The organism is Botryobacter ruber (assembly GCF_003347595.2).
In the GTDB taxonomy this organism is placed as follows: Bacteria; Bacteroidota; Bacteroidia; order Cytophagales; family Hymenobacteraceae; genus Pontibacter; species Pontibacter ruber_A.
This window is the reverse complement of the sequence record NZ_QCZK02000051.1, coordinates 24,187-36,581: the sequence shown is the minus strand read 5'-3', so window position 1 is coordinate 36,581 and position 12,395 is coordinate 24,187. Positions and strand designations below refer to the sequence as shown.

At 49.0% G+C, this 12,395-nt stretch carries 11 protein-coding genes; 8 read left to right on the top strand and 3 right to left on the bottom strand.

Annotated elements, in window-relative coordinates; genetic code table 11:
• Positions 1–65 precede the first annotated feature (65 nt).
• Together DCW36_RS16750 and DCW36_RS16745 are read left to right on the top strand one after the other, a co-directional pair.
• Positions 66–1,208 carry a cysteine desulfurase family protein gene (locus DCW36_RS16750; RefSeq protein ID WP_114781954.1) on the top strand — a complete coding sequence of 381 codons (1,143 nt, stop codon included), beginning with the start codon at positions 66–68 and terminating at the stop codon, positions 1,206–1,208.
• A 177-nt stretch (positions 1,209–1,385) separates the two neighbouring features.
• A complete protein-coding gene (locus DCW36_RS16745) occupies positions 1,386–1,895 on the top strand; it encodes a hypothetical protein (protein ID WP_114781953.1) in 510 nt (169 codons plus the stop codon).
• A gap of 416 nt (positions 1,896–2,311) precedes the next feature.
• Here DCW36_RS16745 and hemH read toward each other — a convergent pair whose 3' ends face one another.
• Complete coding sequence (gene hemH / locus DCW36_RS16740) at positions 2,312–3,340, bottom strand: ferrochelatase (RefSeq protein ID WP_114781952.1); 1,029 nt, start codon at positions 3,338–3,340, stop codon at positions 2,312–2,314.
• A 175-nt stretch (positions 3,341–3,515) separates the two neighbouring features.
• Complete coding sequence (locus DCW36_RS16735) at positions 3,516–4,133, bottom strand: hypothetical protein (protein ID WP_125185370.1); 618 nt, start codon at positions 4,131–4,133, stop codon at positions 3,516–3,518.
• Positions 4,134–4,509: 376 nt separating this feature from the next.
• Here DCW36_RS16735 and DCW36_RS16730 point away from each other — a divergent pair, with 376 nt between their 5' ends.
• The 6 genes from DCW36_RS16730 (at position 4,510) to DCW36_RS16705 (ending at position 10,979) form a co-directional block, all read left to right on the top strand.
• Complete coding sequence (locus DCW36_RS16730) at positions 4,510–5,055, top strand: RNA polymerase sigma factor (protein WP_114781950.1); 546 nt, start codon at positions 4,510–4,512, stop codon at positions 5,053–5,055.
• Positions 5,052–5,594: a hypothetical protein gene (locus tag DCW36_RS16725; RefSeq protein ID WP_128396990.1), complete on the top strand. Its 543-nt coding sequence runs from the start codon at positions 5,052–5,054 to the stop codon at positions 5,592–5,594. Before DCW36_RS16730 ends, DCW36_RS16725 begins: the two co-directional genes overlap by 4 nt.
• Positions 5,594–6,070, top strand: a complete 477-nt coding sequence (locus tag DCW36_RS16720; RefSeq protein ID WP_114781948.1) for a hypothetical protein — start codon at positions 5,594–5,596, stop codon at positions 6,068–6,070. Before DCW36_RS16725 ends, DCW36_RS16720 begins: the two co-directional genes overlap by 1 nt.
• Before the next feature lie 260 nt (positions 6,071–6,330).
• Entirely contained in the window at positions 6,331–9,132 is a 2,802-nt protein-coding gene (locus DCW36_RS16715; protein WP_114781947.1) for a TonB-dependent receptor, read from the top strand.
• Between the two features lie 47 nt (positions 9,133–9,179).
• Entirely contained in the window at positions 9,180–10,520 is a 1,341-nt protein-coding gene (locus tag DCW36_RS16710) for a T9SS C-terminal target domain-containing protein (protein ID WP_114781946.1), read from the top strand.
• Positions 10,521–10,781: 261 nt separating this feature from the next.
• Positions 10,782–10,979, top strand: a complete 198-nt coding sequence (locus DCW36_RS16705; protein WP_114781945.1) for a hypothetical protein — start codon at positions 10,782–10,784, stop codon at positions 10,977–10,979.
• A gap of 262 nt (positions 10,980–11,241) precedes the next feature.
• On the opposite strand, the gene DCW36_RS16700 is transcribed toward DCW36_RS16705, so the two are convergent.
• Positions 11,242–12,234 carry an AAA family ATPase gene (locus DCW36_RS16700; RefSeq protein ID WP_114781944.1) on the bottom strand — a complete coding sequence of 331 codons (993 nt, stop codon included), beginning with the start codon at positions 12,232–12,234 and terminating at the stop codon, positions 11,242–11,244.
• Positions 12,235–12,395: the final 161 nt, after the last annotated feature.

Here is a 12,395-nt window from a genome sequence, read left to right as displayed (position 1 = left end):
CAGGAGTACCATACAAAACGCTCTAACTCCCAAACTCTCTAACTTTCTAACTTCCAAACTTAACCATGCGTGTATACCTTGATAATGCTGCCTCTACGCCTCTTGATAAAGAGGTTTTTGATGCCATGACTCCCTATTTGCTGGAGTTCTTTGGTAACCCTTCTTCTATACATGCGCACGGGCGCGAGGCCAGGGCTGCCATCGAAAAAGCACGCAGAACGGTAGCTTCGCTCCTGAACACCTCGCCCTCCGAAATCTTTTTTACTTCGGGAGGAACCGAAGCCGATAATACGGCCATTGGCTGTTCTATACGCACGCTCGGTTTGAAACATGCCATCACCTCCAGGCTGGAGCACCATGCGGTGCTGCATACGCTGCAGGTGTTGGAGAAGGCAGGAGAAATAAGCCTGTCGTACCTGCGCCACGACGAGCGCGGTGTGCTGGACCTGGAGCACCTGGAAGAACTGCTGGCAAAAAATCCGCAGACGCTGGTGTCGGTGATGCATGCCAACAACGAGCTGGGTAACCTGAATGATATCGAAGCAATTGGGTCGATTTGTAAAAAATACAATGCCATTTTCCATTCCGACACGGTGCAGACCATGGGCCACTTCCGCCACGACCTGCAAAAGCTGGATGCGAATTTTATAGTAGGCTCAGCGCATAAATTTCATGGCCCAAAAGGCGTAGGTTTCCTGTATGCCGATGCCGGCGTAAAAGTGCAGCCGCTGATACACGGGGGGGCGCAGGAGCGCAATATGCGCGGCGGTACCGAGAACGTGGCCGGTATTATCGGACTGGCAAAAGCGCTGGAAATTGCTTACCGCGATATGGAGGAGCAGCACCGCCACATCCAAAACCTGAAAGACAGGCTTAAACAAAAGCTACAGACGCAGCTGGCGGGAATCAGCTTCAACGGGTTATCAGCCGAGGCAGACAAAAGCCTTTACACGGTCTTAAGCGTTAGCCTGCCGCCTTCCGAAATTACCGAAATGCTGCTCTTTAACCTGGACATCCATAAAATTTCGGCATCGGGAGGCAGTGCCTGTGCCAGTGGCGCCAACGCAGGGTCTCATGTGCTCGAAGCCATCGGCATCGACCCCGAAAGGGGCAACATCCGCTTCTCCTTCAGTAAGTACAACACCGAGGAAGAAGTAGATTATGTAGCCGAAAAGCTGGGGCTGCTTTATAAAAAAGTGCCGGCTTAAGCCACGAATAAATATGGTGGCATCAGCAAGAAAACTCCTTCAGAAATGATGGAGTTTTTTTGTGCCTGCAGGGGGCAATATAGAAGTATTGGCATATTTGTTGGGAGATAGCAGGAGGCACGAAGTCTGAGCCTGCTGAAGCTCGGGCCCGTCATCAACGCGAACTCCCTGAAAACTATGAAAGAAAAATTAACGGCAGCCGGTGCACGCGGTGTAAAGCTAAAGCTGCTCCTGTTATCATTGCTTTGCCTGCTGAGCTTACCAGAAGTGCGGGCGCAGGATGTGATCTCGGTGGGGCCGATGCTGCATTTTAACTTCGGTGACAGAAAACCAAAAGTAAGCTGGGGCGTGGAAGCAGCCCTCTGGTGGTACCAGGACAGTTTTCCGGCCAGTGTAAACCTTGGGTTCGACCGCCGCAAAGGCAGCACGGTACTGTTTGCGCAGGCGCAGACGGGCGTTGGCGTGGCTGGCGTAGCAGCAGGTCCTTACCTGGAACTACAGGAGGGCGAAGCAAGTGTTGGCATGCAAACCGACTACTGGATTAACTATTTCGCTGGGCTTAACTACCGCATCCGGTATGGTACTGGTAACAACCGAAAAGCACTCGGTTTCTATGTAAAAGCACCCATCCCTATCGGTCCGCAGGACGAAGAAAACGGCAACGTATTCGACTGGGATTGGGACTGATGAAGTTAGAGAGTTTGGGAGTTAGAGAGTTTAGGAGGTAGAGAGGTAGAGAGGTAGAGAGGTAGAAAGTTATACCAGATATTTACACAGTTCCACAAAACTATTCCACCTTTGTCATCTCCGTAGGGGATCTTGTGGGCGAACTGCAACTAAGCTAACTACTGAAGGCCTTGTAATGGAAGGGCCTTTTTACTATTTGGTATTAGAGAGGTAGAATTTGTAGGGGTTGAAGATTTTCAACCCTTTACTGATGCAAAGAAAGTTAGAAAGGTAGAGAGGTAGAAATTTTTGTAGGGGTTGGAAATTTCAACCCTTTAAAAAGAGCAGAGGCTGTGGAGGGAGGTGCAGTAAACTATTTTTGGTAACTGCACCTGCCTCCACAGCCTCTGCTGCTTTTTTGAGAAAAGAGAGGCTGCTTAGTGTTGCAGCACCAGCTCCTTCACGGCCTCTACCCAGAGTGGGTGCGAGTTCAGGCTTTCTACCAGCTGCCACTTCTCGCCGCCGGCGTGTTCAAACATCTCCTTAAATTCCTCGCCTACTTCTATCGTGGTTTCCAGGCAGTCGGCAACGAAGGCGGGGCTGTAGGCCAGCACTTTTTTAATGCCTTTGGCCGGAAGCGTTTTCAGCACTTCGTCGGTGTAAGGCTGCAGCCAAGGGTCTTTCAGCAACCTTGACTGGAAGGTAACCGTGTACTGGTCGTCGCGCAGGCCCAGTTGCTCGGCCAGCAGCCTGGAGGTGGCAAAGCAGGCGGCACGGTAGCAGTATTTGTTGCGCTTGTTGTAGGTGTTGCAGCAGGCGCCCAGCTGGCAGTAGCCTTTGTCACTCCCCTTCAGTACCTGCCGCTCCGGCAGCCCGTGGTAGCTGAAAATTACGTGGTCGTAGGTATCCTGCGCCATGTGCTGCTTGCCCAATTCAGCAAAGGCTTTTATAAAGCCCGGGTCGTCGCAGAACGACGAAATAAAGTTGATGCTCGGAATCACCCACCAGTCTTTTACAATTTCCATCACCTTATCCTGCACCGAACCCGTAGAGGCCGAGGCATACTGCGGGAACAGCGGCAGCACGATAATGCGGTCCACGCTTTGCTCGCGCAGCTCGGTCAGCGCACTTTTTATGCTGGGGCTCTGGTAGCGCATGCCAAAGGCCACATGGTAGCCGTTGCCCAGCGCCTCCTGCAGTTTTTGTTGCAGATCAAGGCCATGAAACAGCAGCGGTGAGCCACGCTCCGTCCAGAGTTGTTTGTATACGATGGCCGATTTTGGAGCCCGGAACGGAGCAATGATGCCATTGATCAGCGCATAACGCGGAATGGTAGGTATATCTATCACGCGCTTGTCCAGGAGGAATTCGCGCAGGTATTTTCGTACGTCAGGTGTGTTGGGCGTATCGGGTGTGCCCAGGTTCACCAGCAACACGCCTATTTTACCGGTTGATTTTTTACTCATGTAAACAGTATACTACGTTTGGGGTACAAAGATACAAAGGTTTAACCGTAGAAGTATGCTGTTGGTTTAGTGCGTTGCCGGGAAAGTGGCATAAATAAAAATGCTCTTCCGGACAGGCAGGCCCGGAAGAGCATCAGCAGCGGGAATGGTGGCTGCAGCAGCAAAGTTGCTGTAACTATTTTTGGCTCTCTGCCCAGCGGTGCCACTTCTGCAGCTGCTCGCGGGTAAGTACCGACCTTATGTTTGCCAGAAGTTCAGCCCTGCATTTATGCAGCATACGCACACGAACCTGCTTGGCTTCATCAGAATGCAGCTGGGTTTTCAGCCTTTCGTGCAGCGACGCCAGTCTTTCCTCCAGCTCTGCTTTGGTTATTCTGCCGGCCTTGTATGCTTTTACAAGTTCTTCGCGTGTGGCGTTGGCTCTCTGCATCAGCTCCCGGTGGCGCTCCTGTATTTTGGCTTTGTGCTCAGCAACACAGGCCGTCTGTTGCTCCATAAAGCCCTTGATGGCTGTACGCTGTGCCTCATCCAGGTTAAGATGCTTCAGGATAGAACCCAGCGAATGTGCCGCATCGGTTTTTCTGTCGGTTTCCCGGATCCGGAAGTCTTGTGTTTCGGTTGCAGCCGTAATAACAGGGTTTTCCAGGCTCTCCAGGTCTTCCAGCTGAAATTCTGAGGCAGCAAGCTCCATAGTTGCCGTATCAGGCATTACAGCATCCTCTTTCTGGCAGGCAGAAAATGTGAGCAACGCCGAAACAGCCAGCATTCCAAAGGATAGTTTAATGTGTTTCATGGGGAGAAAGGGTTAATCGGTTAGTTAAAAAATAAATAAATTAGGGTTTTAAAGTTTTCTGTGTTCCTGTTTTGTGCATACTTTCTGCCATCCGGATCCGTGATACTGATTGTGCATAAGCAAGTTACAGATCAGGTACTATGCTTCCGGGTAGTAGTTAAATCACAAGCATTCGTTTTTTTGCTGAACTCTGACACTAGGAGAATAAAAAGCGTGAAAAGTTAAATTGGAGTACAATAAAAAAATATAAATTTTTGTAAGTGATTGATTGTGAGGGGTGTAATTTTAAGATAAAAAGTTTTTAGAGTACCTGTTTAACCTTTCGGAACTTTGGGTTTCTAAGGGATATGGATGGGTTTAACAGCATCAGGACAGAATGATAGAGACGAAAGACGAAGAGATTTTGTCGATGTTTCGTGAGCAGAGCACCAGAAGTAAAGGCTTCACCTTGTTGATGAACAGCTACAACCAGCGGATTTACTGGCACATCAGGCGCCTGGTGGTGTCGCACGAAGATGCGCAGGACATTCTGCAGGAAACTTTTATAAATGTATACAACAACCTGGACAGCTTTGCCGGCGAGAGCAAACTGTACACCTGGCTTTACCGGATAGCCACCAACGAGTGCATCCGGCTGTTCCGCAACCGGAAAAAGTTTTTAGCATCGCACGACGAGGTAAACGAAAAGCTGATAAACACATTGTACGACACCAGCGCAGCCGATGGAGATGAAATACTGATAAAGTTTCAGGAGGCGGTGCTGCGGTTGCCCGAAAAGCAGCGGATGGTGTTTAACCTGCGCTACTACGACGAGCTGAGCTACGAAGAAATAAGCCAGATACTGGATAGTTCGGTGGCTACCCTTAAAACCAACTACCACTATGCCAGCAGTAAGATTAAAGAATTTATGATAAACGCGTGATGGAAGAAGAATTTGATTTTGATAAAGTAGGAAAGCGGATGCCTTATAAAGTGCCGTCTGGCTTTTTTAATAAAATTACGGAAGAAACACTCGCAGAAGCAGAAAACCGGGCTGCTGCAAAAAAGAAAACTACCTTTGGGCTGTGGCAGGTTTTGTCGGTAGCTGCAAGTGTGGCCGTTTTACTTACGGTAGGTTATTTTATGTACACGGGCCGCCACCAGGAACACACTGACAAGAACATGATTGTTGCAACAGAGCCCACCGCGACAGAGCCCACCGAAGCACCTGTTGCGGATGCCGTGCCTGTACCTGAACCGGAACAGCCTGTGGCTACAGTTCCGGAACAGCCGAAACTGGCAGTGGTGCCAAAGCCAAAAACTAGATCCGAAAAAGTGCCGGAGCAGCAGCAAGCGCCTGCCCAAACCGAAAACCCCGAGACGCTGGACGAAATACTGGCAAGCATTTCCGATGAGGACCTGCTGCAGCTGGCAGCGCTGGCCGAAACGGACCTTTACGTTTACGAACAGACAATATACTAATGAGTACTTTTTATAAAGCCATTTTATTTTGTGTGGCACTGCTGCTTAACCTGGCGGTGCAGGCACAGGACCTGCGGAACAACCCACGCCTCCGGGAGCGGATTACAGAGGCAAAACTGCTGGAGATACAAAAAGCCCTGAACTTAAGCGACGCTGATTTAAAACAACTGGCACCCGTTTACAAACGTTACGATGCGGCGCTTAACGAACTTCATTTTGCCCGGCAGCAAAGCCGCCAGGAGGCCGGGCTGCTGCGAACTAACCCCGACAGCCTCTCAACCGAAGAAGCCGACCGGCTGATAACAGCGCACCTGGAAAACGCAGTTAAAATCAGCACTATCCGGCGGGAGTATTATTCCGAATTTAAAACCGTGCTTAGCCCGCAGCAGGTGATGCGGCTCTATCAGTCGGAGGCACAGCTCCGCCGGAAGGTAATGCAGGAAGTCCGGAAGCGGTTTGGCAACAGGCCCCGGTAATGGTGCCAGACGCAGGTGCTAAGGCAGTGGTGACAGCGGCAGCAGAATATTATTCGGGTTTTTGATACAATTCTGTTTTGCTGCCGCTGTCACCATAGCCTCAGCACCTCAGCCTGTGTTGTTCTGAACCAGCACGTGTAACTGTGCTTAACCATTGCTTAACATTAAGTGTTGATACTTAACCGATTGGTAACTTTCCGGTGAATTTGAGCTAAAACAGGCGCGCTACTTTTGCAGTGAGACTAAACAAAAGTAGCGCAATGAAAACCTTACTCACCATTTTCCTCCTTTTTGCCAGTGCCGGTTATGCCTTCTCACAACAAGGAACCATTGCAGGCAAAGTAACAGACAAACGCACCGGCGACGCCATAATTGGGGCAGTCGTTTTTATCAAGGGTTCATCCAAAGGAACTACTACCGATTTAGATGGAAAATACAGCCTGCCATTAGACGCGGGTATCTACCAGATTTCCATTTCCTCCCTCTCGTACAAGCCGGCAGAGCTTACCAATGTAAAAATATCGCCGGGCAAAACCACCATCCTCGATGTTCAGATTGAAGAAAACAGCACCCTAATACAAGGTGTGACCATTGTGGGCACGCGCCGAACGAATACCGAAATGGCTATGCTTGAGTCTATTCGCGAGAGTGAGATTGTGGTAAGCGGCGTGGCCGGCGAGCAGATTGCCAAGTCTATGGATCGTGACGCCGCGGAGACAGTAAAGCGGATTCCGGGTGTAACCATACTAAACGACCGCTATGTAGTAATCAGGGGTATGAACCAGCGCTACAACACCGTATTGCTGAACGATGCCCTTACGCCTAGTACAGAGCCGGACCAAAAAGCATTCTCTTTCGACATTCTGCCAACCAGTGTGATAGATCGCATCATGATCTACAAGAATGGTTCTCCTGAACTTCCTGGAGAGTATGGTGGCGGCATAATCAAAATCTTTACAAAAAATGTGGTTAATGAGAACTCGACAACTTTAGGTGTTTCAGGTTCTTACCGTTTTGGCACTACGTTCAATAACTATCTAGCAGACAGCAAAAGCAGCACCGACAAATTCGGATTCGACAATAGCAAGCGTACATTACCTGCCGGAATGCCGGCAGATTTAAACACAGTAGGTAGCCCGGATGAGTTGGCTAGGATTGGGAAAAGATTCCTGAACAACTGGGCTCCTGTTTCAGCAACTGCTGTACCTGATCTACGCTTTTCGCTTGGTTTAAATCGCCGCTTTGATATTGGTAAAATTGGTATAAGTACTGTGTCGGCGGTGTCATACAGCAACACGCAGTCCGTTACGGAAGGTACAAGAGATACGTATGCTGCTTTCAGGGAAGAATTAGGTGAAAGTGATAGACAGCAAAGTTTCAATGATAAGGTATATACAAACAATGTGCGTGTAGGTGTCATCAGCAACTGGATGGCGCGCCTTGATATTAATAACAAACTCGAGTTCAGAAACCTATTTAATCAGTTGGGCAAGAATGAGGTACTGGAGCGAGAAGGTATAGACTTCACAGAACAAGACCAGCTTCAGCGTAACTATTCCTTGCGCTACGAGAGCCGCACCATCTACTCGGGCCAGTTGCAGGGCACGCACGATATTAATGATAACAGGTCTACCATCACCTGGACGGGAGGTTACAACTACACCAACCGTAACGAACCTGACTACCGCAGGCTGCGCACAGCAGACGATGACAATGATGGAGTCTACCGTTTGCTCTACCAGTCAATCCCGACATTAAAAGATGCAGGCCGTTTCTTCTCTGACCTGAATGAGCGGGGTGTAATGGCTAACGGACAGTTTGAGCACAAATTTGCAACAGCAGATACTACATCCGAAAATGCGCCTAAAATCAGAGTAGGGTTTTATGCAGAGCGAAAGAGCCGTGATTATGCTTCCCGTTCCTTTTCTTTTGCGCCACTAAATACGGCTACATTTGATCAAAACCTTGCCTTTAAACCGCTAAGTCAGGTTTTTGAACCTGGTAACATTGGTACTTCAATCGGCTGGGAATTGCTTGAAGATTTTAACCCACAGAACAACTACAAGGCCTGGAACACTTACCTGGCAGGCTATGTAGGCGGTGCCTCTCCCTTAACAGAAAAGTTATCGGTATCCGGCGGTGTGCGTGTAGAGCATAACACTCAGGAGCTGTTTACCCGAAAATTCGACGACACAGAGCTTAACATGAGAAATCCGGTCCTGAGTGTGTTGCCATCAGCCAACTTTACTTACTCCCTAACACCACGTGCCATGCTTCGTGCCGGGGGCAGCATCAGCGTAAACCGCCCTGAGTTCCGTGAGATTGCTCCTGCACCATATTATGACTTTATAAACCTGCTAGAGGTTATTGGTAATCCGGATCTGGACATTGCCACAGTTTACAACAGTGACATACGCTACGAGTTCTACCCGAATCCAACAGAGCTGATTTCTGTCGGAGGTTTTTATAAGAACTTCAAAGATCCTATCGAGATGGTATTTGAGAATACTCCGGGCGCTAATACCATCACCTTCGAAAATGCCAAGAACGCCTATAACTTTGGTGTTGAAGCAGAAGTGAGAAAATCGCTCTTAGACCTTTCGGAAAATAGTTTTGTGCAGAACCTGACACTGGTACTGAACGCAGCCCTGGTGCAGAGCGAGGTAGAGCTGACGGATAAGTCTGCTGCCTATCAACCTGGCAAACGTGCCATGGTAGGTCAGTCGCCTTACGTGGTTAATACAGGTGTGTACTACCAGGATGATGACCGCCAGCTACAGTTTAATGTGCTGTACAACGTAATTGGCAAGCGCATCTTCGCGGCAGGTAGCGATCGGAACCCGACGGTATACGAAATGCCACGCCACCAGATAGACTTCTCCTTAACAAAGGGTATAGGCAAGCACTTTGAAATTAAAGCCGGTATTCAGGATATACTAAATCAGAAAACACGCCTGATCCAGGACTCTAACGACGACCAGAAGATTACAGACATTGATGAGTCTTTCAGAGCATTCCGCAAAGGCCAGTATTCCACTCTCGGAATCACCTACAAATTCTAACCAATCACAAAACTTATAAACCTTTTAACACTTTTTATCAAACGATTATGAAAAAGTTACTTAATCTGCTGTTGTTAACCATGTTCTCCGTAGTATTTTTTGGCTGCGACGAGGATGAGCCAGACACCACACCAACAAGCTTACAGTTTACTACTGCGCAGCAAAACAACATGACTGTAGTTTCTGGCTCAACTGAACAGAATTTCACCATGAAGGCTGGTACTACCTATATGCTGAAAGGTTTTGTATATGTAAAAGAGGGAGCTACGCTTACAATAGAACCTGGTACTGTTATCAAAGGTGACAAGGCAACAAAAGGTACACTGATTATAGAGCGTGGCGGTAAGATCATGGCAAACGGCACTGCCGCTAACCCAATCGTGTTTACCTCCGCACAGCCAGCTGGTCAGCGTTCTGCCGGCGACTGGGGTGGTATTATTATCCTGGGTAAGGCTCCTGTAAATGCAGGTGCCAGTGCTAAAATCGAAGGTGGTGTTGACCGTAATTTCGGTGGTACTGATGTCGCTGACAATTCTGGTGTGCTGAAGTACGTGCGTATCGAGTTTCCAGGTATCGCTTTCCAGCCAGACAACGAGATCAACGGCCTTACATTAGGTGGCGTAGGTGCTGGTACAACCATCGATTATGTACAGGTATCCTACAGCGGCGACGACTCTTTTGAATGGTTCGGTGGTACCGTAAACGCAAAGCACCTGATCGCTTACAAAACTGTAGACGATATGTTCGATACAGACTTGGGTTATACTGGTAAACTGCAGTACCTGATCGGTATTTCTGACCCTAACGTAGCGGACGCTTCCGGCTCTAACGGCTTCGAGTCTGACAACGATGGTGACGGTACTACTGCAACTCCAATCACTGCTCCAACTTATTCTAATGTAACGCTTTTCGGTCCGTTGGGGGCCTCTGCTACGCCAAACGCAAACTTTAAGCGTGCCCTGCACCTGCGTCGCAACAACAGGACAAAGCTGCACAACTCCATCGTAATGGGCTTCCCGGTTGGTTTGTTGCTCGACGGTTCGGCTACTGAGACGAACGCGACAAACAACGATTTCAGAATCCAGAATACCATCATTGCTGCGCCGTCTGGCAAAGCACTTACACTTGCATCCGGAAGCACGTTTGACATCAACACCTGGTATAACGCCACTGCTAAAGGAAACGCTGTATTAGACGATGCTTCTTCGTTGAACATTAATGGTGCTTACAACGCAACACCTGGCTTTGTGAAGGCTTCTACAACAGTAGAACCAAGCTTCACAGGCCTTGACAGCTTCTTTGACCAGGTAGATTATGTAGGCGCTTTTGGAGCAACTGACTGGACAGCAGGCTGGGCCAACTTCGATCCGAAGGCAACAGCATATTAATAAAGCATTGATTGCAACATGAGGGTGAGATAAATGCTGCAATCGTAGTAGGGTGGCTTAGTCTCCCACTCTGCAAAAAGCCCGCCGGTTCGGCGGGTTTTTTTTTATTTTTCCAGGCGCAAACAAGCTACGATTTGGTTACTTATTCATAATATCCGGCAAATGATACGGTAACCTGGTTACCCGTTCTTTGCATCGAATCCTGAAGCCAGTAACGGATTGCTGCTTTGGAATGATGTCAGAAATAAAGGATGAAGAGCTATGTTGGAATACACCAAAACAATTTTGCTGAAGGTCAGTTTTGATTTAGCGCTTTTTGAGAAAGAGCTGCGAAAAGGCCTGAAACACCTGAAAAAAGAAGAACGGCCACAACTCCGGATCTGGTGCTACAGCAAATTTTCGGATATGCACCTGCTCGTGCTGACGAGTGTGTTTATGGAAGCTTCCTTTGTTCTGTGAGCTGTTTCTTAAAAAGAAAACCTGACCGGAAATTAAATTTCCGGTAAATACCTCCTCTTACAGAGAGAATGAAAAGGTGTTGCTCTGAAAAAAGTCTGCTGCTGCAGTCACCACAGCCGCTGCTCCTGTAGCAAAGTGCAATAGTGGCAGCGGCTGCTGGTTGGCGGCTGAGGTGAAGGTGTGGTGACAGGAGCAGCAAAATAAGCCTGAGCTCAGTACACGCTTTGCAAAAGAGAATGCTGCTGTTGTTGAAAATCCTGGTTTAGCTGATAGGAACTTTCCTGAGAATGGCTTCAATAAAATCTTTGGTCCGGATGCCGTCGGCTTCTGCTTCGTAATTCAGGATGATGCGGTGGTTCATCACATCGTAGGCTACTTCCTTAATATCCTCGGGCAATACGTAATCCCGCTCGTCGAAATAGGCAACGGCTTTGGCAGCACGGTTCAGGGCAATGCTGGCGCGTGGCGACACGCCAAACTGGATGTAATTAGCAAATTCGTTCAGGTCGTATTCGGCGGGGCGGCGGGTGGCAAACACCAGCTCGATAATATATTTTTCCAGCGTTTCCGAAATCTGCACCTGGTTTATTTCGCTCCGGATATTGAAAATATCTTCCTTGGAAAGCACTTTGCGCACGTTGTCGTTGAACGACATATTGGCCATGCGGCGCATAATCTCCAGCTCGTCAGCTTTCTGCGGGTAATCCACATACACCTTCATCATAAAACGGTCTACCTGGGCTTCGGGCAGCGGGTACGTTCCTTCGTGCTCCACCGGGTTCTGCGTAGCCAGCACCAGGAAAGGCAGGTCGAGCTGAAAGGTAGTTTCGCCGATGGTTACCTGCTTCTCCTGCATGGCCTCCAGCAGCGCCGACTGCACCTTGGCCGGCGAGCGGTTCACTTCGTCGGCCAGGATGAGGTTGGCGAAGATGGGCCCTTTCTTTACCTCAAACCGGCTGGCATTCTGGTTGTAGATCATGGTGCCGATCAGGTCGGAGGGCAGCAGGTCGGGCGTGAACTGGATGCGCTGGAAGTCGAGCCGCAGCGCTTTGGAAAGCGAGTTGATGGTAAGGGTTTTAGCCAGCCCGGGCACGCCTTCCAGCAAAATATGGCCGCCCGTAAAAAGGCCTATCAGCAGGCGGTTCACCATATACGATTGGCCTACAACGGCCTTTCCTACTTCGCTGAACACCTGTTTTATTTTAAGCTGGTGCGCCTTCACCCGCTCCTGATACGCTAATTCTTCTGCTGGCATGCTACCTGTTATGTCTGATAAAACCCCTAAATATAGCGAAATAGCTTATCTGTGCCAACAACAGCTGTTATTTAGGCCTGCGGAGGGGCTTGTGCTGAAAGAACGAAAGCGGCAGGGGTTTATTTTACGGGCAGCTAACCGCACAGGCAAGGGATGCTCAC

What these genes read in the sequence shown, in the direction of transcription:
- DCW36_RS16750 (WP_114781954.1), top strand. Translation starts at nt 66, where the DNA reads ATGCGTGTATACCTTGATAATGCTGCCTCTACGCCTCTTGATAAAGAG.
- DCW36_RS16745 (WP_114781953.1), top strand. Translation starts at nt 1,386, where the DNA reads ATGAAAGAAAAATTAACGGCAGCCGGTGCACGCGGTGTAAAGCTAAAG.
- hemH (WP_114781952.1), bottom strand. Translation starts at nt 3,340, where the DNA reads ATGAGTAAAAAATCAACCGGTAAAATAGGCGTGTTGCTGGTGAACCTG.
- DCW36_RS16735 (WP_125185370.1), bottom strand. Translation starts at nt 4,133, where the DNA reads ATGAAACACATTAAACTATCCTTTGGAATGCTGGCTGTTTCGGCGTTG.
- DCW36_RS16730 (WP_114781950.1), top strand. Translation starts at nt 4,510, where the DNA reads ATGATAGAGACGAAAGACGAAGAGATTTTGTCGATGTTTCGTGAGCAG.
- DCW36_RS16720 (WP_114781948.1), top strand. Translation starts at nt 5,594, where the DNA reads ATGAGTACTTTTTATAAAGCCATTTTATTTTGTGTGGCACTGCTGCTT.
- DCW36_RS16715 (WP_114781947.1), top strand. Translation starts at nt 6,331, where the DNA reads ATGAAAACCTTACTCACCATTTTCCTCCTTTTTGCCAGTGCCGGTTAT.
- DCW36_RS16710 (WP_114781946.1), top strand. Translation starts at nt 9,180, where the DNA reads ATGAAAAAGTTACTTAATCTGCTGTTGTTAACCATGTTCTCCGTAGTA.
- DCW36_RS16705 (WP_114781945.1), top strand. Translation starts at nt 10,782, where the DNA reads ATGTTGGAATACACCAAAACAATTTTGCTGAAGGTCAGTTTTGATTTA.
- DCW36_RS16700 (WP_114781944.1), bottom strand. Translation starts at nt 12,234, where the DNA reads ATGCCAGCAGAAGAATTAGCGTATCAGGAGCGGGTGAAGGCGCACCAG.